This is a genomic window from Hephaestia mangrovi (assembly GCF_019880555.1).
Lineage (GTDB): Bacteria > Pseudomonadota > Alphaproteobacteria > Sphingomonadales > Sphingomonadaceae > Sphingomonas > Sphingomonas mangrovi.
On record NZ_JAINVU010000003.1, the window covers coordinates 473,329 to 497,016 of the forward strand.

General features: G+C 65.4%; 22 protein-coding genes. 10 read left to right on the forward strand and 12 right to left on the reverse strand.

The window, feature by feature from the left end:
- Window positions 1-5 precede the first annotated feature (5 nt).
- The 5 genes from K7G81_RS09635 to K7G81_RS09655 all read left to right on the forward strand — a co-directional run bounded on the left by K7G81_RS09635 (window position 6) and on the right by K7G81_RS09655 (window position 5,185).
- Window positions 6-965 carry a methionyl-tRNA formyltransferase gene (locus tag K7G81_RS09635; protein WP_223030530.1) on the forward strand — a complete coding sequence of 320 codons (960 nt, stop codon included), beginning with the start codon at window positions 6-8 and terminating at the stop codon, window positions 963-965.
- Entirely contained in the window at window positions 962-1,645 is a 684-nt protein-coding gene (locus tag K7G81_RS09640; protein ID WP_223030531.1) for a PIG-L deacetylase family protein, read from the forward strand. Before K7G81_RS09635 ends, K7G81_RS09640 begins: the two co-directional genes overlap by 4 nt.
- Window positions 1,645-2,679 carry an ATP-grasp domain-containing protein gene (locus tag K7G81_RS09645; RefSeq protein WP_223030532.1) on the forward strand — a complete coding sequence of 345 codons (1,035 nt, stop codon included), beginning with the start codon at window positions 1,645-1,647 and terminating at the stop codon, window positions 2,677-2,679. The genes K7G81_RS09640 and K7G81_RS09645 overlap by 1 nt, the downstream gene beginning before the upstream one ends.
- A 381-nt stretch (window positions 2,680-3,060) precedes the next feature.
- Window positions 3,061-3,774: a LuxR C-terminal-related transcriptional regulator gene (locus K7G81_RS09650; protein ID WP_223030533.1), complete on the forward strand. Its 714-nt coding sequence runs from the start codon at window positions 3,061-3,063 to the stop codon at window positions 3,772-3,774.
- On the forward strand, window positions 3,716-5,185 hold the full coding sequence (locus K7G81_RS09655) for a lipopolysaccharide biosynthesis protein (protein WP_223030534.1): 1,470 nt from the start codon (window positions 3,716-3,718) through the stop codon (window positions 5,183-5,185). The genes K7G81_RS09650 and K7G81_RS09655 overlap by 59 nt, the downstream gene beginning before the upstream one ends.
- A gap of 76 nt (window positions 5,186-5,261) precedes the next feature.
- Here K7G81_RS09655 and K7G81_RS09660 read toward each other — a convergent pair whose 3' ends face one another.
- The 5 genes from K7G81_RS09660 to murA all read right to left on the reverse strand — a co-directional run bounded on the left by K7G81_RS09660 (window position 5,262) and on the right by murA (window position 10,519).
- Complete coding sequence (locus K7G81_RS09660) at window positions 5,262-6,089, reverse strand: class I SAM-dependent methyltransferase (RefSeq protein WP_223030535.1); 828 nt, start codon at window positions 6,087-6,089, stop codon at window positions 5,262-5,264.
- Complete coding sequence (locus K7G81_RS09665) at window positions 6,071-7,042, reverse strand: FkbM family methyltransferase (protein WP_223030536.1); 972 nt, start codon at window positions 7,040-7,042, stop codon at window positions 6,071-6,073. The genes K7G81_RS09660 and K7G81_RS09665 overlap by 19 nt, the downstream gene beginning before the upstream one ends.
- Before the next feature lie 88 nt (window positions 7,043-7,130).
- Window positions 7,131-7,754 (reverse strand): sugar transferase, encoded by a 624-nt coding sequence (locus K7G81_RS09670; RefSeq protein WP_255586824.1) that lies wholly within the window; start codon window positions 7,752-7,754, stop codon window positions 7,131-7,133.
- A 61-nt stretch (window positions 7,755-7,815) separates the two neighbouring features.
- Complete coding sequence (locus tag K7G81_RS09675; RefSeq protein ID WP_223030537.1) at window positions 7,816-8,814, reverse strand: ligase-associated DNA damage response exonuclease; 999 nt, start codon at window positions 8,812-8,814, stop codon at window positions 7,816-7,818.
- 421 nt (window positions 8,815-9,235) lie between these two features.
- Window positions 9,236-10,519, reverse strand: a complete 1,284-nt coding sequence (gene murA / locus K7G81_RS09680; protein ID WP_223030538.1) for a UDP-N-acetylglucosamine 1-carboxyvinyltransferase — start codon at window positions 10,517-10,519, stop codon at window positions 9,236-9,238.
- Window positions 10,520-10,647: 128 nt separating this feature from the next.
- Between murA and K7G81_RS09685 the strand changes: the two genes are divergently transcribed.
- Window positions 10,648-11,382 carry a Crp/Fnr family transcriptional regulator gene (locus tag K7G81_RS09685; protein ID WP_369412074.1) on the forward strand — a complete coding sequence of 245 codons (735 nt, stop codon included), beginning with the start codon at window positions 10,648-10,650 and terminating at the stop codon, window positions 11,380-11,382.
- Window positions 11,383-11,384: 2 nt separating this feature from the next.
- Here K7G81_RS09685 and clpS read toward each other — a convergent pair whose 3' ends face one another.
- The 3 genes from clpS to K7G81_RS09700 all read right to left on the reverse strand — a co-directional run bounded on the left by clpS (window position 11,385) and on the right by K7G81_RS09700 (window position 14,514).
- Complete coding sequence (gene clpS / locus K7G81_RS09690; protein WP_439649542.1) at window positions 11,385-11,753, reverse strand: ATP-dependent Clp protease adapter ClpS; 369 nt, start codon at window positions 11,751-11,753, stop codon at window positions 11,385-11,387.
- A gap of 273 nt (window positions 11,754-12,026) precedes the next feature.
- Window positions 12,027-12,710 (reverse strand): phasin family protein, encoded by a 684-nt coding sequence (locus K7G81_RS09695; protein ID WP_223030540.1) that lies wholly within the window; start codon window positions 12,708-12,710, stop codon window positions 12,027-12,029.
- A gap of 127 nt (window positions 12,711-12,837) precedes the next feature.
- Window positions 12,838-14,514 carry a PHA/PHB synthase family protein gene (locus K7G81_RS09700; RefSeq protein ID WP_255586895.1) on the reverse strand — a complete coding sequence of 559 codons (1,677 nt, stop codon included), beginning with the start codon at window positions 14,512-14,514 and terminating at the stop codon, window positions 12,838-12,840.
- A 137-nt stretch (window positions 14,515-14,651) separates the two neighbouring features.
- Between K7G81_RS09700 and K7G81_RS09705 the strand changes: the two genes are divergently transcribed.
- Together K7G81_RS09705 and K7G81_RS09710 are read left to right on the forward strand one after the other, a co-directional pair.
- On the forward strand, window positions 14,652-15,860 hold the full coding sequence (locus K7G81_RS09705) for an LL-diaminopimelate aminotransferase (protein WP_223030542.1): 1,209 nt from the start codon (window positions 14,652-14,654) through the stop codon (window positions 15,858-15,860).
- A gap of 6 nt (window positions 15,861-15,866) precedes the next feature.
- The gene (locus K7G81_RS09710; protein ID WP_223030543.1) at window positions 15,867-16,145 is read left to right on the forward strand and encodes a DUF2061 domain-containing protein; all 279 of its coding nucleotides are present in this window, start codon (window positions 15,867-15,869) and stop codon (window positions 16,143-16,145) included.
- A 388-nt stretch (window positions 16,146-16,533) separates the two neighbouring features.
- On the opposite strand, the gene K7G81_RS09715 is transcribed toward K7G81_RS09710, so the two are convergent.
- A complete protein-coding gene (locus K7G81_RS09715; RefSeq protein ID WP_223030544.1) occupies window positions 16,534-16,953 on the reverse strand; it encodes a DUF1810 domain-containing protein in 420 nt (139 codons plus the stop codon).
- Window positions 16,950-17,588: a TetR/AcrR family transcriptional regulator gene (locus K7G81_RS09720; protein WP_223030545.1), complete on the reverse strand. Its 639-nt coding sequence runs from the start codon at window positions 17,586-17,588 to the stop codon at window positions 16,950-16,952. Before K7G81_RS09720 ends, K7G81_RS09715 begins: the two co-directional genes overlap by 4 nt.
- A 117-nt stretch (window positions 17,589-17,705) precedes the next feature.
- Between K7G81_RS09720 and K7G81_RS09725 the strand changes: the two genes are divergently transcribed.
- Together K7G81_RS09725 and K7G81_RS09730 are read left to right on the forward strand one after the other, a co-directional pair.
- On the forward strand, window positions 17,706-20,090 hold the full coding sequence (locus K7G81_RS09725; RefSeq protein ID WP_223030546.1) for a TonB-dependent receptor: 2,385 nt from the start codon (window positions 17,706-17,708) through the stop codon (window positions 20,088-20,090).
- 88 nt (window positions 20,091-20,178) lie between these two features.
- Entirely contained in the window at window positions 20,179-21,426 is a 1,248-nt protein-coding gene (locus K7G81_RS09730; RefSeq protein ID WP_223030547.1) for a spinster family MFS transporter, read from the forward strand.
- 3 nt (window positions 21,427-21,429) lie between these two features.
- On the opposite strand, the gene K7G81_RS09735 is transcribed toward K7G81_RS09730, so the two are convergent.
- The gene (locus K7G81_RS09735) at window positions 21,430-22,956 is read right to left on the reverse strand and encodes a peptide chain release factor 3 (RefSeq protein ID WP_223030548.1); all 1,527 of its coding nucleotides are present in this window, start codon (window positions 22,954-22,956) and stop codon (window positions 21,430-21,432) included.
- 143 nt (window positions 22,957-23,099) lie between these two features.
- Window positions 23,100-23,543, reverse strand: coding sequence for a hypothetical protein (locus K7G81_RS09740; protein ID WP_223030549.1), 444 nt, complete (start codon window positions 23,541-23,543; stop codon window positions 23,100-23,102).
- Window positions 23,544-23,688: the final 145 nt, after the last annotated feature.

The following is a 23,688-nucleotide window of genomic DNA, read 5'->3' on the forward strand; positions in this document are numbered from 1 at the left end:
CCGCGATGCATACTCTGACCCGCCCCGACACCCCCCAGCCGAGTCGTGTTCATCCCGCGCGCGCGGTGTTGATCGGTGCGGTGGGCAGTACGCAGGTCGCGATCGAGGCGCTCACGGCGGCAACAGACTGGACGCTCGCCGGGCTGGTGACGCTACCGCCGGAGCTGAGCCATCGCCATTCGGATTTCGCCGACCTGACGGCGCGCGCGCGCGCGCTCGACATACCGGTCATCACCGTCGAGCAGATCAACCGGGCCGACGCGATCGACCGCATCACGGCGCTCGATCCCGATTATCTGCTGGTGATCGGCTGGTCGCAGCTCTGCGGCCCGGAACTGATGGCGATCGCGCCGGGCCGGGTGATCGGCTACCATCCGGCACCGCTGCCGCGGATGCGTGGGCGAGCCGCGATCCCGTGGACGATTCTTTCCGCGGAGCCAATCACCGCGGGCTCGTTGTTCTGGATCGACGACGACGTCGATTCGGGCGCGATCCTCGATCAGCAATTCTTTCATGTCGCGCCCGACGAAACCGCAGCCTCGCTCTACCAACGCCACATGGCTGCGCTGGCAACGATGTTCGATCGCACGCTGCCGCAGGTTGCCGCCGGCACGGCACGGCGCGACCCGCAGGACGAGCGCTATGCCACCTGGACCGCCAAGCGTATCGCCGCCGACGGCCGCATCGACTGGCGCGGCGACGCCGCCGCCCTCGATCGGCTGATTCGCGCCGTCGGCCGGCCCTATCCCGGCGCGTTCACCGAGCATCGCGGCGAGCGATTGACCATCTGGGCGGCCGAGCCGTCGCCGATCGGCCCTCGCCATCAAGCCCTGCCCGGCCAGGTGATCGCGCGCGACGCGGCGAGCTTCACGGTGATGTGCGGCGACGGAACGGCACTGCGCATCGATGATTGGCACGGCGAACGCGCGCCGCCGCTTCATGCCGTGCTGGGGCAGCCGGCATGATCGACCTCGCGTCGGTCGACCGCGCGGCAATCGTCGCGCCGCATCCCGATGACGAGGTGCTCGGCTGCGGCGGCACGATCGCCCGGCTCGCCGCGAGCGGCGCCCGGGTCGACGTCATCATCATGACGCGTGGCGTAGCGCCGCAATTCGATACGACGCAGGTCGAGCAGGTGCGGCGTGAAGCGCTCATCGCCCATCGGGAGCTCGGCGTCGCGGACACACATTTCCTCGACCTTCCGGCGGCCGAGCTCGACCACTTGCCCGCGATCGAGATCAATCGCGCGCTGGGGGAGCGGCTCGATCGCATCGCGCCGGAGGTGCTGTTCGTGCCGTTCGTCGGCGATATCCATCGCGATCACCAGATCACCTTCGAGGCCGCGCTGGTCTGGGCACGGCCGCGCAGCGCCGCCGCGCCGCGCCTGGTTCTGGCGTACGAAACGCTATCCGAAACCAACTGGCTGGCACCAGGCGTGACGCCGGGCTTCCTGCCGAATGTCCATATCGACATCAGCGAACATCTCGACGCGAAGCTGGCGGCGTTCGCGCGCTTCGCCTCGCAAGTGCGACCTTTTCCCGACGAGCGCTCTCCCGAGGCGATTCGGGCTCTGGCGATGTTGCGCGGGGCGACCGTCCACCGGCGCGCCGCCGAAGCCTTCGTCGCGGTTCGGGCGATCCTGTGATGCCCTCGGACGCGGCGCCTTCGATCGGCGCGGCGGTCAATGACGACGACCGGGGCAGCCGCGATTCGCAACGGATGACGGTGCTTTTCACCTCCGCTGGCACGAACGTCGCGTTGATTCGCTGCTTCCGGACGGCGGCAACCACGCTCGGTATCGCGTTGCGCGTGCTTGCCGCCGATCAACACCCCGATCAGGCGCCGGCCTGTCTGCTTGCGGAGGGTGGTCATCGAGTCCCTTCGGCCGATGACGACGACTACCTCGACGAAATCGAGGCACTGTGCCGCGATCACCACGTCGGTCTGGTCGTGCCGTGCGGCGTGCGCGAGCTCGGCCCGCTGAGCACCATGCACGACGCGCTGGGCGCGTTCGGCACCCGGCTGGCACTGGCGCCGGCGGCGTTGGTCGATCCGCTGCTCGATCTCTGGCAATGGCAGGAAATCGCACTCGGCGCCGGTGCCGCGGTGCCACGCATCGGCGGGCGCGCCGAAATCGCCGAAAACCCCGATGGCTGGCGCTGGCCGCTGGTCGCCCGCGCGATAAGGAGCGGTGGCAACGTAACGCCCGCCCGCATCATCCGCACGCCGACCGAAATGCTGCTACTCGATCCCAATCGCGCGGTCGTGCTGCAGGAAATACCGCGCGGCGAGCGATTCGTCCTTCAACTGCTGTTCGACGACGAAGGTACGCTGCTCGGCGTCGCGACCTGCCACATCATCGCTGGCGCCGACAGCGATATCGCAAGGACGGTAAACGATCGCCAATTGACTGCCCTTGCCCGGCGGCTCGCCAAGCTGCTGCCGATGGCGCGCGGCCCACTGGCAATCGACGCGGTACGCCAAGCCGATGGCGCGATCCTGATCGATCGCATGCTGCCGATGCTTGCCGACACCTATCCGTTGGTCGATTGCGCCGGCGCCAAGATGGCGCAGGCGCTCCTCGCCCAGGTGCTCGGCCGCCCGCTCCAGCGCCCGATCGAAATGGAGGACCATTTCACCATGCTGACCTATCCGATGCCGTTGTTCCTGGCCGGCTGACGGACCGCGCAACGACTCGTGCGAATTCCATTGAGGACTATGGTTAATTCAGTCCTGATTCGGGATTCCGGGCGCTAATGATTCTTAGGACTCATAGTCTGGCCGTGTTCGACGTGCCGATTCAGCACGGCGTCCGAACGCACCAAAATGCGCAGAAATACTGGCGATTCTCTTTACTTCGGGATGCAAGTGATCATCCAAAAGGACTAATCCCTTCAAGATTCGACAAGATTGTCCTTCCGAAGTAATATCGCCTTCATAAGTTGGGGGAACGGTCGGGGCGCCTCAATTGCCCCATCGCCCAAATTATCGAACAAAAACAATACAGACCAGCAAGGTCAAAACTATCGGGTCGCGGTACGTGTCTCAGGGAGATTACCTATGCCGGATACCGTCAACGTAGCTTTGCTGGGTCGCAACTCGATCGTTCGGGAAGGTCTCCGTCGCATCCTGACGGAGGAAAATTTCCATATCGTCCAATCGGTCGATCAGCCCGATAGCCTTGATGCGTCGCCTGCCGATGCGCCGCCGTTGCTGATCGTGGTCGACAGCGGCGCCGATCAGGATGATCTCGACAACGTCCGCTTGCTGCAGCGACGCTTTCCCGACGCGCGGATGGTGCTGCTTTCCGACAGTTTCGATTTCGACGCGATGGTCCGCGCCTTCCGACTCGGTATTCACGGCTATATCGTCAAGGAAATCAGCTGCCGCCAATTGGTCGGCTCGCTGCAGCTCGTCGCGATGGGCGAGAAGGTGATGCCGTCCAAGCTGGCCGACGCATTACCCGCGCACGCCACGTTCTTCGAGGCCCCGGATACGCGCAAGACGCTGGACAGCGCCGCGCTTTCCGATCGCGAATTGGAAATCCTGCGCTGCCTGATCATGGGATGCCCGAACAAGGTGATCTCCCGCCGGCTCGAGATCAGCGAGGCCACCGTCAAGGTCCACGTCAAGGCGATCCTGCGCAAGCTGCGCGTGCAGAACCGCACCCAGGCGGCGATCTGGGCGGTCAATCGCGGCGTCGAGGGCTATGGCTATGGCGAGGCCGAGCCTGTCCCCGGCATGCGATCGGCGCCGCTGGTCGCCGCCGCCTGATCCGTACGACCGGCGTCGCGTACCGATGTTTGCCGGCTGGACAGCCCCGCTGCCGACGCGCCCGCTGCGATCGCTGATCGCGCGCCTGCGCGGCACCGGGCTGCGAAAGCAGTTGATCAACATCGGCCATCTCACCACCGGCAATTTCGCCAATGCCGGGATCATGCTGATCAGCACCGCGATCGCCGCCCGGGCGCTCGGCCCGCATGATTACGGCATCCTGATCCTCGCCTTGTCGTTCGGCCGCACGATCGAACGCGTCTGCCGGTTCGAATCGTGGCAGCCGCTGATCCGCTTCGCCGCGGAAATGGAAGGTAAGGCAGACCCGGGCGCATTCCGGCGGCTGTTCGCTTATGGTCTGATGTTCGATGCCTTGGCCGCATTTGCCGCAGCGATGATCACCATCGCCCTCGCAACCTTCGCCGGGCCGCTGTTCGGCTTTTCCGCGCGGCATGTCGATCTCGCGGTGATCTATTCGGCCGCGCTGCTGATCAATTATACCGGCATGCCGACCGCCGCTCTGCGGCTGGCCGGCAAGTTCGCGACGATCGCCTATACCCAATATGTCGGCAACGTGATCCAGGTGTTCCTCGCCTTGTGGTGCTGGCACAGCGGCGCCGGGCTCTACGGCTTCATGATCACCTGGACGGTGGCGCAGATGATCGGCGCGGTGCTGTTCTTTTCACTCGCCGTCCGCGCGCTTTCAAAGCAGGGGATCGGCAATCCGCTGACCGTGCCGATCGGTTCGCTCAAGGGCGGTTTTCCCGGCTTCCTGAGCTTCGCCTGGACCAGCAACATCTCGATGACGCTGCGAACGATGACCAGCGAAGCCGACGCGCTGGTGGTCGGCGCGCTGGCCGGGCCAAAGGCGGCGGGATTCTATTACATCGCCAAGCGGATCGCCAAGGCGGGCCAACAGATCGGCGCGCAAGTGCAGGCGGTGATCTATCCAGACATCGCGCGGATGTGGGCCAAGGGCAATATCGCGCGATTCCGGTCCACCACGCTGCACGTCCAGGCAATGCTCGGTGCGGTCGGCATCGCGTTGCTGGTGGTGGTATGGTTATTCGGCGCTGCGCTGCTGCGGATCGGGTTCGGCACCGTCTACGGCGACGCTTATCCGCTGCTCGTCACTCAGCTTGTCGCGGTGATCCTGGCGATGCACGCCGGGCCATCGCGAACCGCGCTGCTGGCGATGAACAAGCCGACCGCGGTGCTGATTATCGCCGCGGTCGGCATGGTGACCTTCTTCGCGGTCGCTTTCTGGCTGGTGCCGCGGATCGGGCCGATCGGCGCCAACATCGGCCAGATCGCGCTGGCGCTGGTGATCGCGGTGGCGATGGATGCGATCTGGCTGGGCGCCGCGCGTCACGCATCGATCGAGCATCGGCGCGCCAGCAGTCAAAGCTGAGCAGCGCGCGCATCCAAACGAAACGGCGCCGCCCTTTTCGAGGACGGCGCCGCACACCGAGACCAGGAGCCGGGAATCAGGCGCCGGGTCGGGCGATCGATCCGATGAAGGTCGCCCGCGTGCCGCCGTAATAGCGCGGCTCGAGCCCCTTGATCGTCGCCGGGAGCTGCCGGACGCCATCGAAGCCGACATAGCGCATCAGCTCGATCACCGCGGCGGGGTTCGGGTAGAATTGCAGGAACTCCGCCTTGCGCCAGCGCGAGGTGGTGATGTTCCACGCGGTATCGTCGACCGCCGGCACGCACTTCATGTGCCACATCGGCCAGCGCCGCAGCAGATTGTTGATCACCGGGATCCGCATCAGCGTGGTATCGACCACCAGCACGCCATCGGCGACGCCGGCGATCCGCTTCAGGCTGAGCACCGGGTTTTCGAGGTGATAGAGGATGCCGAAGCACAGGATCAGATCGAACCGGCCGACGCGCTCGGGCGTCAGGTCCTCGAGATGGACCTTGCGATATTCGAGATTGTCGAGCGCCAGTGCATCGCGGATGAAATTGGCCTGTTCGAGATAATGGTCCTCGATATCGATGCCGAGCACGTAATCGGCACCGGCCTGGGCCGCCGTGACCGCGAAGCCGCCGCAATTGCACGCGATATCGAGCACGCGCTTGCCCTTGAGCGAGCCACCGCACGCTTCCAGTATAGACGGCCAGGCATGATCGATCAGCGTCTTGAGCCGCGTCTTCTCGCGCTCCTGCCGGGAAAATTCGGGCAGATGCGTACTGAGCCCGTGGGGCAGATCGATCGCATGATGGAACGGCGCCAGCCGCTTCAACTCGCTCTCGATCGTCGCGCGCGACATCGCCGCGCCATCGTTACTGGTTACTGCCTGGCTTGCCATCCCGCCCTCCGTGTTGACGTGTCGTCCGCAGCATAGGTGCCGGCACCGGGAGGCGTCTTGCGGGCAGGTTGGGTAGCCCTAAATTGCTGATCGAGACGGCCCACCAGCTTGATTTCGGCCGGCACGAAGAAGCGGTTGGGACCAGGATCGGCGTCATCCGCAGCGATCGCCCGCAGCCGGCAGTCGTGGGCGCGATAGCCGGCCGCGGCCATCAGGCGCATCACGTCGTCGACGCGGTTGGTGACCTCGACCATCAGCAGCGGCCGATGGCGGGCGAGACACTCGCTCATGCCGCGCAACGCGGCGAGCTCACCGCCTTCGATATCGATCTTGATGAAATCGGGCACCAGCCCACGCGCCGCGATGAAGCCATCGATCGTCACCGTCTCGACCTCGATCTGCCGGTAATGCTCGTCGCTGAACGCCGCTTCGCGATTGGCGGCGAACACGCTGTAACCGTCGACCAGCGTCGAATTCTGCCCGCTCAGCCCCTCGACGAAGAACGGCGCCGTCCCCTCACGATCACTGACCGCGCGGCGCACCAGCTCGACCGATGCGAGCCCGGCTACATTGGGCTCGAGATAGGCGAGATTGTCCGGGCTCGGCTCGAACAGCACGACGCGGCCCTGCGTGCCGGCGAGATGCGCGAACCAGGTGCCGATATAGCCGATGTGGCTGCCGAGCTCGAACACCGTATCGCCGGGACGAATCAGCCGCGCGAAATTCTTCATCACGTTCTGCTCGCGGCGGCGGCCGTAGAACCAATAGCCCTTGTGGCGGAAGCGATGGAGGCGCAGCCGCCGCCCCGACACCCAATGGTGCTCGATGGTGATGTCGCGCTGGCCGGACCGCGCGAGCGCGGCGAGCGCCAGGTGGCGCAGCCATTTGACCCGCATCAGGCGGTGATCGATCGCGAACCTCCGGCCGCGCTGCAGCAATGACGATGACAGCATCCGTGCCTCCCTGAAGACGCGTGAGGCTACCAAATGTCGCGCAGCGACGGGCCGGGCATACGGATTACTTCGGATGTCGCGCAGGCGATCAGCCGCGCGCGGCGCGGCGCGCCTCGGCGAGGCGGCGGCCGTCGATCCGCTCGCCGGACAGGATCATCCGCGCAGTGAGCAGCAGGATCAGCAGATCGCGGCGACGGGTACGATTGCCGAGATACCAGATATCGAGCGCGAGCTTGTCCTGATCGCTGAGCACGCTGTTGCCATGCGCCTGCGCCCAGCCGGTGAGGCCGGGGCGCACCATGCCGCGGATGACACCGGCATCGCCGAACGCGGCGATCGTCTCCGGCAGCAGCGGGCGCGGGCCGATCAGGCTCATGTCGCCGGTAACGAGGCTGATGAGTTGCGGCAGCTCATCGAGCCGGCTGCGGCGCAGCCAGCGGCCGAACGCCGGCGTGCGCTCGCTGTCGGGGAGCAGGCGACCGGCGGCATCGCGGCGATCGGCCATCGTGCGGAACTTGCGGATCGTGAAGCTGCGCCCGCGAAGGCCGGCGCGACGCTGCGAAAACATTACCGGAGACCCTAGCGCGACCCGGACGGCGAGCGCGACGGCGAGCATGATCGGCGTCGCGAGGACGAGCGCAACCGCGCCGACCGCGAAATCCATGCCGCGATCGATCACATCGCCCGGACGGAAGGACTCGAGACCCGCCATAGGCCCGATTGCTAGGGCGAAGCGGCCCCGGCGCGCAAAGGGGCAAAGGGGGTATGGCCGGTCAATCGTCCTCGTCCTCGAAACCGACCAGCGCCAGCGCGCGCGCCTTGATCTGGTGCGTCGTGCACCAATGGACCAGCGCGTCCTCGCGGCCGTGTGTCACCCAGACTTCGCGCGGGGCAAGCTCTCGGATCGTGTCGGTCAGTTCGTCCCAATCGGCATGATCGGAGAGGATCAGCGGCAGCTCGACATTGCGCTGTCGGGCACGCTGGCGAATCCGCATCCAGCCCGATGCCATTGCGGTGATCGGATCGGGCAGCCGCCGCGACCAGCGATCGTTGAGCGCGCCCGGCGGGGCGAGCACGATGCGCCCGGCGAGATCGGCCTTGGCAGCGCCGGTTGCCGGAAGAAGAGCGCCCAGATCGACGCCATGCTCGACATAGAGATCGCACAGCCGCTGCAGCGCGCCGTGAATGTAGATCGGATCGTCATGCCCCATGTCGCGCAGTTCGCGGATCACGCGCTGCGCCTTGCCCAGCGCATAGGCACCGACCAGCACGCAGCGATCGGGATTGGCATGGAGCGCGGCGAGCAGCTTGTCGATTTCCTCGTGCGTGTCGGGATGGCGGAACACCGGCAGGCCGAACGTCGCCTCGGTGACGAACACGTCGCACGGCACCGGCTCGAACCGCGCGCAGGTGGGATCGGGTCGGCGCTTGTAATCGCCCGAGACGACGATGCGTTCGCCACGATAATCCATCGCGATCTGCGCCGAGCCAAGCACATGACCGGCCGGCACGAAGCGCAATTCGACCTCGCCGAGCGTCAGCGGCTCGCCATAGGCGACCGGGAGGCCCGCCTGCGGCCCATAGCGCGCCTCCATGATCGCCAGCGTCTCGGGCGTCGCCCAAACGGCATCATGGCCACCGCGCGCGTGATCGGCGTGGCCGTGGGTGACAATTGCGCGCGGCGACGGGATCGAGGGATCGATCCAGGCGTCGGCAGGCGCGACGTAGATGCCGTGCGGCTGCGGATCGAGCCAGTCGCCGAGCCGGGTCATCGCCGCCGCGCCGAGGTGAAGTGGAGAAAGTGGAGAGTGTCGCGCGGTTTCGCGCAGACCCTAAAATGACTCTTCGCGAAACGGAGAGGGCCAGCGTGAGACAAAATGCCGCGCATGCCGATGATATGGCAGCGGGTTTCCAACATTCCTAGGCGCAATGTGCAGCGGCGCGGTCGGCAGGTTTCGCTCAATGGCAGACATGAATTTCTCTCCCCTTGCGGGAGAGAATAGCGGCGCTTGGCGGCTCTGCCGCCTAGCAGAGCTTAGTGAGGGGGATGCGAGGCGCCGCTTCGCGCGCGGCACAGCCGCGCATCCCCCTCACCAACTGCGCCTAGGCAGCAAGCTGCCAAGGCTCCGTATCCTCTCCCGCAAGGGGAGAGGATATCGGCGGCAGCTCCCCACCCCATCCCCGGACATCCCGTCAGCCGTCGCCGACGCGTTCGATATCGGCGCCGACGGCGGACAGCTTCTCCTCGAGCCGCTCGTAGCCGCGATCGAGGTGGTAGACGCGCTGCACCACCGTTTCGCCTTCGGCGGCGAGCCCGGCGAGGATCAGGCTCATCGAGGCGCGCAGGTCGGTTGCCATCACCGGCGCGCCGACCAGCTTGTCGACGCCGCGCACCACCGCGGTGCGGCCGCGCACCTGGATGTCGGCGCCCATCCGCGCCAGCTCGGGGACGTGCATGTAGCGATTCTCGAAGATCGTCTCGGTCAGCACGCTGGCGCCGTTCGCCTTGCACAGCATCGCCATGAACTGCGCCTGCATGTCGGTGGCGAAGCCGGGATAGGGCGCGGTCGAGAGAGTGAGCGGCGCAAGCCCGTTCGACGCCTCGACGCGCACGCCGTCCTTGTGTTCCTCGATCGTCACGCCCGCTTCGATCAGCGCGTCGAGCGTCGCGCGCATGTCGCCCGCATCGGCGCCGACGAGATCGAGCGACCCGCCGGTGATCGCCGCGGCGCAGGCGTAGCTGCCCGCTTCGATGCGATCGGGCATCACGCGATAGGTCGCGCCGTGCAGCCGATCGCGCCCCTCGATCTCCAGCGTCTCGGTGCCGATTCCCGAGATCGAGGCGCCCATCGCGACCAGGCAGTTGCACAGATCGACGATCTCGGGCTCGCGCGCGGCATTTTCGATCCGGGTGCCGCCCTTCGCCGTCACCGCCGCCATCACCGCATTCTCGGTCGCGCCGACCGAGACGACCGGGAACGACACGCGGCCGCCGGGCAGCCGGCCGCCCGGCGCGGTCGCCTTCACATAGCCCGCGGCGAGCTCGATCGCGGCGCCCATTTCCTCGAGCGCCTTGAGGTGCAGGTCGATCGGCCGGTTGCCGATCGCGCAACCGCCGGGCAGCGACACCGTCGCCTCGCCGGCGCGCCCGACCAGCGGGCCGAGCACCAGGATCGAGGCGCGCATCTTGCGGACGATGTCATAGGGCGCCTCGGTTGCCGTCAGGCGGCCGGCGCGAACCGTCATCACCCGGCCGAAATCCTCCGGCCGCGCGCCCTCGATCTGGGTCGAGGCACCGAGCTGATTGAGCAAATGCCCGAAACTGTCGACATCGGCGAGACGCGGCAGGTTACGCAGGGTGAGCGGCTCGTCGGTCAACAGCGCGCACGGCATCAGCGTCAGGGCAGCGTTCTTGGCGCCGGAAATGGGCAGGCGGCCGGCAAGGCGATTGCCGCCGCGGATGAGGATACGGTCCATGCCGTCCGCTTCTAACCGCTCGCCGACGCCGTGCAAGTTTGCGCACAATGCCCTCGTTCTATTGATCGATTTTAATGCGCACCGTCCCGCGCCCTGCTTTGACGTCAACGTCAAAGGGGGTGTTCCGCGTGCCGGCAAGTTGTTTCGCCGATCGACTCGGCGATCTGATCCCGTTGAGCCCGGCCGAGCAGGCCGCGCTCGCACGGCTGGAGGAACGCGAGCGCCATCTGAAGCGCGGCGCGGTGCTGGTGCGCGAGAACGACCCGGCGCCCGAGATGTTCATCCTGCGCGCAGGGAGCATGATGAGCTATGTGCTGCTCGACAACGGCAGCCGGCAGATCCTGCGCTTCCTGTTCCCGGGAGACATGGTCGCGATCACCGGGCTGGTCTATCGCGACGCGCCGGAAAACGTCATCGCGCTTACCGATTGCACCGTCGCGCCGTTCGAGAAGCCGGCGCTGTCGCGGATCGTGGTCGAGCATCCGCGGCTGGCCGCGCTGATGGTGGTCTACAACCAGATCGAGCGGATGGCGCTAACCGATCGCCTCGCCGGGCTGGGCCGTAGTTCGGCCAAGGCGCGGGTCGCCGCGATCCTGCTCGAGATTCGCGGCCGCCGGCGGATCGTCGACCGCGAGATCGGCGACAGTTTCCTGCTCGGCCTGACGCAGGAGGAAATCGGCGACGCCACCGGGCTCACCTCGGTCCATGTCAACCGCATGTTCCGGCAATTGGAGAACGAGCATCTGATCGCTCGCGAAAACGGCCGGGTGACGATCCTCGACGAGCGTGCGCTGGCGCGGACCGCCAATTTCGTCAACCGTTACGCCAATCTCGATCTCAGCTGGTTGCCGGAGCCGCGATAACCTTACGCCTTTTCCAGCGTGCATTGCAGGGGATGCTGGTTCTGCCGCGCGAAATCGGTGACCTGACTGACCTTGGTTTCGGCCACTTCGTAACTGAACACGCCGCACACCCCGACGCCCTTCTGGTGGACGTGGAGCATGACCCGGGTCGCGTCCTCGAGGCTCATGCGGAAGAAGCGCTGCAGGCACAGGACGACGAATTCCATCGGCGTGTAATCGTCGTTGAGCATCAGCACGCGATACGGCGTCGGCTTCTTGGTCCGCGTCAGCGTCTTGGTGGCGAGTCCGGTGCCGGTCGTGCCGGCATCGTCGACATCATCGTCGCCGGCGTCCGGGCCGGCCGCCTGGAGGGGGAAAGGATCAATCGCCATGGTGAGCCGAAAATATGGCATCGATGCCGCCAGGGGCAAGAGGTGTGCGACGCCGTAAACCCTCTTTTTGGAGCAGCGGTATGCCCGGTTGTCGCCCCAAACGCGTTTCGCGGGGCCATGGGCCACCCTTCGTCATGCACGCGACACGCCGCGCACCATGGATGCTGAACCACGTCAGCATGACCGACGAGGGGAGGCCAGCACCAAAAAAGAGCGGCCGCCCCCGGAGGAACGGCCGCCCTGTTGCGACGATACGCGTCGCCAGATCGCCAGTTACGCGGCGATCTTGATCTTCTCGGCAGCGACCGCGGCGCGGTTCGACAGCGGCTGGGCAACGTCGCCGGCCAGCTTGATCATCGCTTCGGTGTTCTTCGAGGTCTCAGCGACCATCGAATCGAACGTCGAGCGCAGGTAATCGCTCTGCAGCTTGAAGAAATCGGTCGGCGACTTGGCGCTGGCGAACGACTTCATCGCAGCGGTCGCGCTTTCGAACGACTTGCGGCCGTATTCGGCGGCTTCCTGGCCCAGGCCTTCAAAGCCCTTGGCGGCGATCTTCGACGATTCGACGACCGCCTCGACATTGCCCTTGGCGAAGTCGTTAATCTCGTCGAACGCCTTGGTGCCCTTTTCGAACGCGGCCTTGGCGCGATCATTGAACTCGGCGAACAGGGTCTCGGCCTTGGCGGCGGTTTTCTTCACGGTGTCTTCCATTGTGATGTCCTCGCTTGTGCTTGGCGCCGGCTCGGCAATCGCGGCGGCAGGTGTTTCGGTCACGGTCTCGATCGGTTTCGGTGCTGCGGGCGCGGCGGCTTCTGTCGGCTTGATCGAAGCGGGGGCCGTCTCGCGCGGAGGGGCAACGGGCGTGGTCGCCGCCTTGGCCGTCGTCCTTGGCTTGCGCGCGGGGCGCGCCGCCTTGGGCTTGGCTGCGGTCGTCGGCTTGGGGCCTTTACTCGCCATGGCTGATTCGGACTCCTCGCTCATTGCTGCAACGCACAATAAGCGATCGAATCGGACCTTTCAAGTGTTTTTGTGCGCTGCAACATAGCTGCAACGAAAGCAGCATCTTATTGCAATGATACCGGTTTCATCGTTGCCGCACATAGCTTCCCGGAGCATCTTCCAGCGCCTTGAGCTTGCCCTTGCCGGGCTTGCGCGCGCCCTTCGCCGCCACTTCCTCGCCGTCCTGGTCACGCAGCCAGCCAAGCCAATCCGGCCACCAGCTACCCTTGGTTTCGAGCGCGCCGGCGACGAATTCGTCGAGCGAACCGACGGGCTTGTCGTTGGTCCAATATTGATATTTGCCGGCCGCCGGCGGGTTGACGACGCCGGCGATGTGCCCCGATCCGGCGAGCACGAACTTGATCGGCCCGGCGAAATGCTCGGTGATCTTCCACACGCTTTCGGCCGGCGCGATATGATCCTCGCGTCCCGCCTGGACATAGGCCGGCGTCTTGACCGTGGAGAGGTCGAGCGGCGTCCCCGCCACTGCCAGCGCGCCGGGGCGCACCAGCAGGTTGTCGCGATAGAGATCGGTCAGATAGCTCAAATGCCAGCGCGCCGGCAGGTTGGTGGTGTCGCCGTTCCAGTGCAGCAGATCGAACGGCGCATAATCCTGGCCAAGCAGATAGTTATTGGTGACGTAGTTCCAGATCAGGTCGCGCCCGCGCAAAAGGTTGAAGGTCGCGGCCATGTAGCGCCCGTCGAGAAAGCCCTCGGGCGCGAGCGCCTCTATCATCTTCAACTGTTCGTCGTCGACGAACAGCGTCAGATCACCACCCTGCGCGAAATCGACCTGCGCGGTGAAGAAAGTGGCACTTTTGACCTTGTCCGCTTCGCCGCGCGCGGTCAGCACCGCCAGCGTCGCGGCAAGCGTGGTGCCGGCGACGCAATAACCGATCGCGTGCACGCCCTCGACGCCCAGGCCGTCACGAATCGTGTCGATCGCATCGATCTGCGCCGACACGTAATCGTCCCAGATCACCTCTGCGCTCGAGGCATCGGCCGATTTCCACGAGACCATGAACACGGTGAGCCCCTGGTCGACCGCCCATTTGACGAAGCTCTTCTCCGGCCTGAGGTCGAGGATGTAGAAGCGGTTGATCCATGGCGGGAAGATCACCAGCGGCGTCTTCAACACCGTGTCGGTGGTCGGGCTATACTGGATCAGCTCGTAAAGCGGTGTGCGGTGGACGACCTTGCCCGGCGTCGCGGCGATGTTGCGGCCTAGTTCGAACGCGCTCGAATCGGTGTGGGTCAGCTGCCCCCTGCCGAGATCGCCGAGCATGTTGGCGAGCCCCTTGAGCAGATTCTCGCCACGCGTCTCGATCGTCTTCTGGATCACCTGCGGATTGGTGACGGGAAAGTTGGTCGGGCTCATCGCGTCGACGAAATTCTTCGCGGCGAAGCGCAGCTGCTCCTTCTGTTTCGGCTCGACTCCCTCCAGCGCATCGACTCCGCGCAGGATATGGTCGGAAATCAGCAGATAGCTCTGCCTAATCCAGTCGAACACGGGATTGTCGCGCCATTCGGTTGCCTGGAAGCGGCGATCGGGCTTGGCATCGGCTTCGGTCAGCGCGGCGGGATCGAGGAAGCGCTGCCACAATTTCATGCTGTCGGCCCAGAATGCCTGCGCGCGCTCGATGGTCGCCTGATCGGTGAAGCCGGGGATGGTCGGGATGGCGGGCTGTTGTTGCAGCGTCTCGAGCCCCGCTTCGAGCATCATCTGCTGCGCGCGGCCCATCACCCAGGTCCAATGCTGCATGTCTTCGAGCGTGAAGCCATGCTGTGATCGCTGCTTGTCCTCGGTCAATCTCATCTCCTCTGGCAAGCGCCTGGGGGGCACCGTATAACCAACGCGCGGGGCGGACGCGAATGTCCGCTGCCCAATAGGAGGAACAGGTGTCCGAAGAATTCTACCGCATCAAGCGGCTGCCGCCCTATGTCATCGCCGAAGTCAACGGCATGCGGGCAGCGGCGCGCGCGGCGGGCGAGGACATTATCGACCTCGGCATGGGCAATCCCGATCTGCCGCCGCCCCAGCATGTCATCGACAAGCTTTGCGAGGTCGCGCAGAAGCCCGACGCGCACGGTTATTCGCAATCGAAGGGCATTCCCGGCCTGCGCCGCGCCCAGGCCAATTATTATGCGCGCCGCTTCGGCGTCGATCTCGATCCCGAGAGCGAAGTTGTCGTCACCATGGGCTCGAAGGAAGGGCTGGCCAGTCTCGCCACCGCGATCACCGCGCCGGGCGATGTCATCCTGGCGCCCAATCCGAGCTATCCGATCCACACCTTCGGCTTCATCATCGCCGGCGCCACGATTCGCGCGGTGCCGACCACGCCTGACGAATATTATTTCGAGAGCCTTGAACGCGCGATGGCGTTCACCGTGCCGCGCCCGAGCGTGCTGGTGGTCAATTATCCGTCCAACCCGACCGCCGAGACGGTCGATCTCGCCTTTTACGAGCGCCTCGTCGCGTGGGCGCGCGAGAATCAGGTCTGGATCATCTCCGACCTCGCCTATTCGGAGCTCTATTACGACGGCAACCCGACCGTCTCGATCCTGCAGGTGAAGGGCGCGAAGGATGTCGCGATCGAATTCACCTCGCTGTCGAAGACCTATTCGATGGCCGGTTGGCGGATGGGCTTCGCGGTCGGCAACAAGCAGCTGATCGCGGCGATGACGCGGGTGAAATCATATCTCGATTACGGCGCCTTCACGCCGATCCAGGCGGCAGCCTGCGCCGCGCTCAACGGCCCGCAGGACATCGTCGAGAAGAACCGGCAGCTTTATCACAAGCGCCGCGACGTGCTGGTCGAGAGCTTCGGCCGCGCCGGCTGGGAGATTCCCAGCCCACCTGCGTCGATGTTCGCCTGGGCGCCATTGCCGCCGGCACTAGCCCATCTAGGTAGTCTTGAGTTCTCGAAACAATTACTCACCCATGCGCATGTCGCCGTGGCCCCTGGCGTAGGCTATGGAGAGAACGGTGAAGGCTATGTCAGGATCGCAATGGTCGAGAACGAACAAAGGCTGCGGCAGGCGGCACGCAACGTGAAACGCTATCTGCAATCCATGGGGGTCAACACCCCATCGTCGCGGACCGGCTGAGCGCCTATGTTCTTGTTCCGTGGCGTCGAGAGCCACCCTCGCTCGTTCGTCAAGGCCGTAACCTGGCGAGCGCTGGGCAGCATCGATACGTTCGTGCTGAGCTTGCTGTATACCGGCAACACCAGCGCCGCCGGGGCGATCGCCGGCACCGAGGTGTTCACCAAGATATTCCTGTTCTATTTCCACGAACGGATCTGGTCGCTGATCCGCTGGGGACATCTGACCCCGCCCGAAGCCGCCGTAGAGGCGGCCGAAACCGATGCCGAGCATGAGGTCGCCAATTAGGGCCGATCGCCATTCAGCCCTGACGGCCTGCAAATGGCGGTCTTCCGCGCTTCCGGTGCTCACGTACCTGTAGTACGCTGCGCGCCGGGTCACGGAAAACCACCATTTTTGCCTCGTCATCTTCTGAATGGCGATTGGCCCTAGGGCGTCAATCGGGCCGAGCGCGGGTCTTGCGTTGCGGCGCAGGGCGATCGGGGGCGGCTGGATCGATGCGTTGGGCACGCTCCTCTTGCGCCGTCGGATGATGGCCATGGCGATCGATAGCCGAATTGAGGAAATGCGCGATTGCACGCGTCCGAGTCATATGCCGCTCCCACTCGCTCTACATTAGCCCAGAACGAACGGATTGGCAGGAAATTCGCTCCGTTTCGGAGATAGTTAACGGCGATTACAAGCGATCGAGCGTTGCCTGGTCGCGGCGGCCCGAAAAGAAGGCGTCGAGGCAGCGCGCGAACGGACGCGCCTGATCGGGATCGATCGCCGCGGCCTCGAACAGCGTCATCGACGATCCGAGCTTGAGCGCATCGACCGGCCCCAGCACACGGTCGACGCTAATCGCGCCGGCATGATCGAGCATCGCTTCGGTCGCCTCGATCAATCGCGCGCCGAGCAGCGGATGCAATAGATAAGCGCGCGCTTCGGCGAGATCGCGAATGGCGTAGCGCCGCGCCGTTTCGCTGCGACCGAGCCCGGCGATCTGCGGAAAGACGAACCACATCCAATGGCTGCGCTTGGCGCCGGCGCGTAATTCGGCGAGCGCCGTCGGATAGACGTTCTGCTGTGCCGCGACGAAGCGATCGAGGCTCACCGCCCCGGCGCCAGCCCGCGCGCGAGCAGATCGGCGATCGTGTCGGCGATCTCGCGGGCCGGGCGATCGTCGCCCCACACGCCGAAGCGCAGGCCCAGAAACACGTTCATCCCCATGATCGCCCAGGCGTGCACGTCGGAAACGTCATCGCGCACCTCGCCGCGCGCCGCGGCCGCGACCAGCCGCTGGGTGATACGATCGGCCGTGGTGGCATAATGCGCGCGGAAGCTTTCGGGATCGACGAACTCGGCTTCGTCGATGATGCGGTAAAGCTCCTTGTGCCCGCGCACGAACTCGAGAAATTCGAGCAGCCCGGCCCGCTCGGCGGCGAGCTGATCCGACGCGGCCTTGAGCACCGGGGCGACGCGATCGCGCACCTGATCGGACATGTCGCGAACCAGCGCGCGGAACACCGCGTCCTTCGAATCGAAATAGGTATAGAAACTGCCCAGCGCGACGCCGGCGCGACGGGTGATGCCGCTGACGGAGCCTTCGTGGAACCCCTTTTCCCCGAATTCGGCCGCCGCCGCGTCGAGGATCGCGCGCAATGTCCGGCGGCCGCGCTCCGTCCGCGGCGCCTTGCCGGCGCTCGCCGCGCCCGCCGCTGTGACTTCCGGGACACGCTCGCTCGCCATTCAGTTCCCCTCTGTTCATTTCCCAAGTTGAAACCTGGTTCAGGTTTCAGTATAGCCTCGGTGATCGTTGCACAACCCCGGCCACAGGGGGTGCCACAGGAGGGGAGAACCGACCATATGTCACGTCGCCTGAATTGCGCCCGCACATTGCTGTCGTCGGGGGCTGCGCTGTTCGCGCTCGCCGCCGCGCCCGCCTTCGCCCAGGATGCCGGCACCACTGGCGCGCCCGCGCAGGCAGACACGGCAGATCAGGATAATGCGGCGCAGGCCGCCGACGCGAGCGGCGCCGGCGACATCGTCGTCACCGCGCGGCGGCGCAGCGAACGGCTGCTCAACACGCCCGTCGCGATCACCGCCTTCACTGGCGCCGCGCTGGAAAAGCAAGGCGCGAGCGACATCACCGATCTCGCCGAGACCACCCCGAATGTGACGTTCGAGGCCTCTCGCGGCACCAATTCGACGCTCACCGCGTTCATCCGCGGCGTCGGCCAGCAGGACCCGGTGCCGGGCTTCGAGGCGGGTGTCGGCGTCTATCTCGACGACGTCTATCTCAATCGCCCGCAGGCGGCGGTGCTGGACATTTACGACGTACAGCGGATCGAGGTGCTGCGCGGGCCGCAGGGAACGCTCTACGGCCGCAACACGATCGGCGGCGCGATCAAATATGTCACCGCGCGCCTGCCCGACCATCCCGAGGTAAAGGTCAAGGCGACCTACGGCAGCTATAACGAAGCCGATGGCGTCATCACCGCCAGTACGCCGCTCGGCGACATGTTCCGTGTCGGCGCCTCGGTGGCGCGCCTCAGCCACGACGGGTTCGGCAAGAACATCAATCTCGGCATCGACAATTACAACAAGGACATCTGGGCCGCGCGCGGCACGATCGAGATGGGCCATGCCGACAGCGGCACCTTCATCCGCATCAACGGCGACTATACCCACGACAAGTCCAACGCGCGCAACGGCCACCGTATCTTCGCCGACTTCGTGACCGGCGAACCGCCCCTCAAGAATGTGTTCAACACCGAAGCCGGGCTCGACAATCCGAAGGAAGACGTGTGGGCCGGTGGTCTGGCGATGACCGCGCAGGCCGAGCTTTCGGATCACGTCACGCTGAAGAGCATCAGCGCGTGGCGCAAGGATCGCTCGTACACGCCGATCGATTTCGATTCCGGGCCGACCGCGGACGTCGACGTGCCCGCGGTCTATCGCAACGAGCAGGTCAGCCAGGAATTCCAGTTGCTCTATTCGAGCAGCAAGCTGAACGGCATCTTCGGCTATTATTATCTCGACGCCGATGCCTCGACGGCGTTCGACGTACTGCTGTTCCCGACCGGCGAGCTGATCGGATTGCCGGGCCTCAACGCCTATACCGCTGGCGATGTGCGCACCAATACGTCGTCTTTCTACGGAGACTTCACCTATAACTTCACCGACAGGCTGAGTCTCGAGGTTGGCGGCCGCTACACCTGGGATCAGCGCAAGTCGCATATCGTCAAGCAGACCAAGCTCGGCGGCTCGGCCGAGTTCGGCGGCAATCCCATCGTTCTCGCCACCGCCACCGATTTCCGCGGCAAGGCCCTGTTCCGCCGCTTCACGCCGCGCGTCTCGCTCAACTTCCAGGCGACCCCGGACAATCTGTTCTACGCCAGCTATTCACAGGGCTTCAAAGGCGGCGGCTTCGATCCGCGCGGCAGCGCCGCGGCGGCGCCCGACGCCAATCACGACGGCGCCGTCAGCTACCAGGAAGTGTACGACTTCCTCCTGTTCAGGCCCGAGAGCGTCAACAGCTACGAAATCGGCTGGAAAGCGGCGCTGTTCGATCGCCGCCTGACCTTCGCGCTCGATGGCTTCTATGCCGATTACAAGGACGTGCAGATTCCGGGCTCGATCGGCTACGACACCAATGGCGATGGGGTGAACGACACCTTCATCGGCATCACCACCAATGCCGCCAAGGCGACGATGAAGGGTATCGAGTTCGAGGGCAATGCGGTGCTGGCGCGCGATTTCGCCGGGCCGGGGTCGAGCATCAATCTGTCCGCCACCGCCGGCTATCTCGACGGCAAGTACGACAAATATATCGACGCGTTCGGCAACGACGTCCACAACCAGCGCTCGATCCAGAACACGCCGAAATGGACGGCTTCCGGCACGCTCGGCGCGGTGCTGCCGATGGGAAGCAACGAACTGGACGTCTCGACGACCGTTTCCTACCGCAGCCTGACGCACCAGTTCGAAACGCCGATCCCGTGGCTCGATCAGCCCGCCTATGCGCTATGGGACGCGAACCTGACCTATTCGTTCGACAACGATCGCTATTCGGTCGGCGTGCACGCCAAGAATATCCTGAACAAGCACTACATCACCTCGGGCTATAATTACGTCACGCAGAATGCCGACGGCAGCTACAGCTCGACGCTGGGGCTGCATGGCGTCGCCGACGCCTTCTACGGCAATCCCCGCCAGGTGTTGCTGACGCTGACCGCGAAGTTTTTCTGACCGCTGGACCGGCGCGCATTTGCACGCCACAACTGCTGCCAGGAACCGGGCGCCGCGCGCGCCCGGCCACGCGGGGAGGATCACCAGCATGACCGAGCGTATCGCCAGCCCCGCTTATCGCCGACTGGTGCTGGCGATGCTGTTGCTCGTCTATACGTTCAACTTCCTCGATCGCCAGATCCTCGGCATCCTGGCGCCGGCGATCAAGGCGGATCTCCACCTTTCCGATGCCGAGTTCGGCGCTGTCGGCGGCCTTGCTTTCGCGATGCTCTATTCGGTGCTCGGTGTGCCGCTCGCTTATCTTGCCGATCGCACCAGCCGATCCTGGGTCATCACCGGCTCGCTGACGGTGTGGAGCGCGTTCACCGCGCTGTGCGGCACCGCGATGGGCGTCGGCCAATTGTTCCTCTATCGCCTCGGCGTGGGGGTGGGCGAGGCGGGCGGTGTGGCGCCGTCCTATGCGCTGATCGCCGATTATTTCCCGCCCAGGAGCCGGGCCCGCGCGCTCGCCATCTATTCGCTCGGCATCCCGATCGGGCTGGCCGGCGGCACGCTGCTCGGCGCCTATATCGCCTCTGCGGTCGAATGGCGCACCGCCTTTTACGCGGTCGGTCTCGCGGGCATCGTCATCGCGCCGATCTTCCGCCTCGTCGTCCGCGACGTGCCGCGCCGCGCCGAGGCCGCCGAGCGTGCGCCGCTCGCCACCGTGTTCCCGATGCTGGCCCGGAAGCCGGCCTTCTGGCTGATGGCGATCGCCGCCGGGTGTAGCTCGCTAACCGGCTATGGCCTCGCCTTGTGGACGCCGTCGGTGTTGATCCGCAGCTTCCACCTCGATCTCATCCACACCGGGCAGTTCATGGGATCGCTGCTGCTGATCGGCGGTACGATCGGCGTGTTCGCCGGCGGCTGGCTGGCTGACCGGCTCGGCCCCGCCGACCACGGCTGGTACGCCAAACTGCCGGCGATCGCCTGGCTGATTACCGCGCCGACCTTCGCCGCCGGCCTGTTGTCGCCGTCGCTCACCCTCGGCTGGCTGCTGCTGCTCGTTCCCAATGCGCTCAACATCCTGTGGCTCGGCCCGGTGACGACCGCGGTCCAGCATCTCGTGCCGCCGCACATGCGCGCGACTGCCTCGGCGAGCTTCCTGCTCATCAACAATCTGATCGGGTTGGGCATCGGCCCGTGGCTGATGGGCCGCCTGTCCGACGCGATGACCGCGACCTATGCCGAAAATGCGCTGCGCAACGCCGCCATCCTGTGCCTCGGCTTCTATCTGATCGCGGCCGTGCTGATGCTGTTCGCGGTGAAGCCGCTCCGCCGCGGCTGGCATGGGTGATATTTAGCGCTCGCGCGTCGCCATGAAGCGCACGTTGGGATAGCGTTCGGCGACATAGCCGACTTCCCACGCGCTCTTGGCCATGAACACCGGGTTGCCGTCGCGATCCTTGGCCATCGCCGCTCGGTTGACGTCGGTGAACGCCTTGAGGTCGGCGGGATCGTCCGCCGCAATCCAGCGCGCGGTTTCGAACGGCGCCATCTCCAGCCCCGCGGCGACCTTGTATTCGGCCTCCAGCCGACTCACCAGCACGTCGAGCTGGAGCTGGCCGACCACGCCGATCACCCAGTTCGAGCCGATCTCGGGATAGAAGACCTGCGTCACGCCCTCCTCGGCCATGTCGTCGAGCGCCTTGCGCAACTGCTTGGTCTTGGTCGGATCCTTGAGCGCGACGCGGCGCAGGATTTCGGGCGCGAAATTGGGCAGCCCGGTGAAGCGGATAGCGGCCTTTTCGGAAAGCGTATCGCCCACGCGCAACGTGCCGTGATTGGGAATGCCGATGATGTCGCCCGGAAATGCCTCGTCGGCGATCTCGCGGTCCTGCGCGAAGAACAGGATCGGCGAATGCACCGCGATCGGCTTGCCGTGCCCCGTCGGCGTCAGCTTCATGCCGCGCCTGAACGTGCCCGAGCATAGCCGCATGAACGCGATGCGATCGCGGTGCTGCGGGTCCATATTGGCCTGCACCTTGAAGACGAAGCCGGTCACCTCGTCCGCCTCGGGGGCGACCGGCGCCGGCTCGGCCGGCTGCGGGCGCGGCCCCGGCGCATGGGTCGCCAGCGCCTCGATCAGCTCGGTAACGCCGAAATGCTTGAGCGCCGAGCCGAAGAACACCGGGGTCAGGTCTCCGTTGCGATAGGCCTGCTCGTCGAACGATGCATAGCCGGCCTGCGCCAGCTCGATCTCCTCGGCCGTCTCGCCGGGCAGCGCGGGCGCGTCCTCGATCTTGCCGTGGAATTCGCGACTCGGCCCTTCGGGGCGGGCGATGCGGTGGTGCGCGATATCGTACACGCCTTCGAACGTGCCGCCCATGCCGACCGGCCAGCTCATCGGCGCAACATCGAGCGCGAGCACGTCGGCGATCTCGTCGAGCAACTCGAATGGTGCGCGGCCCTCGCGGTCGACCTTGTTGACGAAGGTGATGATCGGCACGCTGCGCAACCGGCAAACCTCGAACAGCTTGCGCGTCTGCGCCTCGATGCCGCGCGCCGCGTCGATCACCATCACCGCCGAATCGACCGCGGTGAGCGTGCGATAGGTATCTTCGGAGAAGTCCTCGTGCCCCGGCGTGTCGAGCAGGTTGAAGGTAATCCCGTCCTTCTCGAACGTCATCACCGAGCTGGTGACCGAGATGCCGCGTTGCTGCTCGATCTTCATCCAGTCGGATCGCGCGCGCCGGTTGGCCCCGCGCGCCTTCACCTCGCCGGCGAGATGGATTGCGCCGCCCGCGACGAGTAACCGCTCGGTCAGCGTGGTCTTGCCGGCGTCGGGGTGGGAGATGATCGCGAAGGTACGGCGGGGAGACGTCATGAAGTTCCTGGAAAGTCGAACAAGGCTCGGCATCGCGCGAAACCGGCCATCGGGACGCGCGGCTTATGGGGGCCGGAAGGCCCCCGGACAAGGGGAAAGCGGGGGAGTGGCGCCGGGCGGCGCCTGGCTCGCCCGGCGCGCGGTTATTTGAGCAGGACTTCGCCGAGCAGCTCGCTACCCATCACATGGCGATATTTGGCGCGGTCGCCGCTGGCTGCTTCCATCTGCCGCATGCTCGACTGCATATAGTCCGTATAGGCCTTGTCGCGAGCGGCGGCCTCCGCAGCATCGGGCATGTGGCTGAACTGGGTGATGAGATAATAATCCGCCTCGCCGGGCCGCTTGTTGAGATTGGCGAGGACGTGATATTCGGAAATCCAGCCCTTCGACTTGGCGAATTCCTGGGATTTTTTCCATTGGCTGGCGAGAAAGTCGATATATTGCGCATTGCCGCCGTCATCGACCGAGATTTCCGAGACTTCCCAATAATCGCCATAGCTGAACGGCAGGTCCTGAGCGGCGGCGGACATGGTCACGCCGAACGATAGTGCCACGGCCGCAGCCGCAGCGACGAAGCCCTTGTTCATCGATTTGCCTTTCGTTGCGAGTTCCCGGCCGTCCGCCGGGCAGGCACGCATCACTGGCATTCGCTCGACCGCGCCCGATAGGCGGCGAAGCGGCCGAAGTGTCCCGCAATCAGCGCGTTGAGGCAACCTACCCTTGCGGGCTAGG

Bases quoted from the DNA above. Each gene is read 5' to 3' on its own strand.
- K7G81_RS09670 (WP_255586824.1), bottom strand. From the start codon at position 7,754: ATGGCGGGTCTCGAGTCCTTCCGTCCGGGCGATGTGATCGATCGCGGC.
- K7G81_RS09695 (WP_223030540.1), bottom strand. From the start codon at position 12,710: ATGGCGAGTAAAGGCCCCAAGCCGACGACCGCAGCCAAGCCCAAGGCG.
- K7G81_RS09635 (WP_223030530.1), top strand. From the start codon at position 6: ATGCATACTCTGACCCGCCCCGACACCCCCCAGCCGAGTCGTGTTCAT.
- K7G81_RS09640 (WP_223030531.1), top strand. From the start codon at position 962: ATGATCGACCTCGCGTCGGTCGACCGCGCGGCAATCGTCGCGCCGCAT.
- K7G81_RS09665 (WP_223030536.1), bottom strand. From the start codon at position 7,042: ATGCTGTCATCGTCATTGCTGCAGCGCGGCCGGAGGTTCGCGATCGAT.
- murA (WP_223030538.1), bottom strand. From the start codon at position 10,519: ATGGACCGTATCCTCATCCGCGGCGGCAATCGCCTTGCCGGCCGCCTG.
- K7G81_RS09645 (WP_223030532.1), top strand. From the start codon at position 1,645: ATGCCCTCGGACGCGGCGCCTTCGATCGGCGCGGCGGTCAATGACGAC.
- K7G81_RS09730 (WP_223030547.1), top strand. From the start codon at position 20,179: ATGACCGAGCGTATCGCCAGCCCCGCTTATCGCCGACTGGTGCTGGCG.
- K7G81_RS09740 (WP_223030549.1), bottom strand. From the start codon at position 23,543: ATGAACAAGGGCTTCGTCGCTGCGGCTGCGGCCGTGGCACTATCGTTC.
- K7G81_RS09660 (WP_223030535.1), bottom strand. From the start codon at position 6,089: ATGGCAAGCCAGGCAGTAACCAGTAACGATGGCGCGGCGATGTCGCGC.
- K7G81_RS09725 (WP_223030546.1), top strand. From the start codon at position 17,706: ATGTCACGTCGCCTGAATTGCGCCCGCACATTGCTGTCGTCGGGGGCT.
- K7G81_RS09735 (WP_223030548.1), bottom strand. From the start codon at position 22,956: ATGACGTCTCCCCGCCGTACCTTCGCGATCATCTCCCACCCCGACGCC.
- K7G81_RS09700 (WP_255586895.1), bottom strand. From the start codon at position 14,514: ATGCAGCATTGGACCTGGGTGATGGGCCGCGCGCAGCAGATGATGCTC.
- K7G81_RS09655 (WP_223030534.1), top strand. From the start codon at position 3,716: ATGGCGAGGCCGAGCCTGTCCCCGGCATGCGATCGGCGCCGCTGGTCG.
- K7G81_RS09710 (WP_223030543.1), top strand. From the start codon at position 15,867: ATGTTCTTGTTCCGTGGCGTCGAGAGCCACCCTCGCTCGTTCGTCAAG.
- K7G81_RS09650 (WP_223030533.1), top strand. From the start codon at position 3,061: ATGCCGGATACCGTCAACGTAGCTTTGCTGGGTCGCAACTCGATCGTT.
- K7G81_RS09720 (WP_223030545.1), bottom strand. From the start codon at position 17,588: ATGGCGAGCGAGCGTGTCCCGGAAGTCACAGCGGCGGGCGCGGCGAGC.
- clpS (WP_439649542.1), bottom strand. From the start codon at position 11,753: ATGGCGATTGATCCTTTCCCCCTCCAGGCGGCCGGCCCGGACGCCGGC.
- K7G81_RS09675 (WP_223030537.1), bottom strand. From the start codon at position 8,814: ATGACCCGGCTCGGCGACTGGCTCGATCCGCAGCCGCACGGCATCTAC.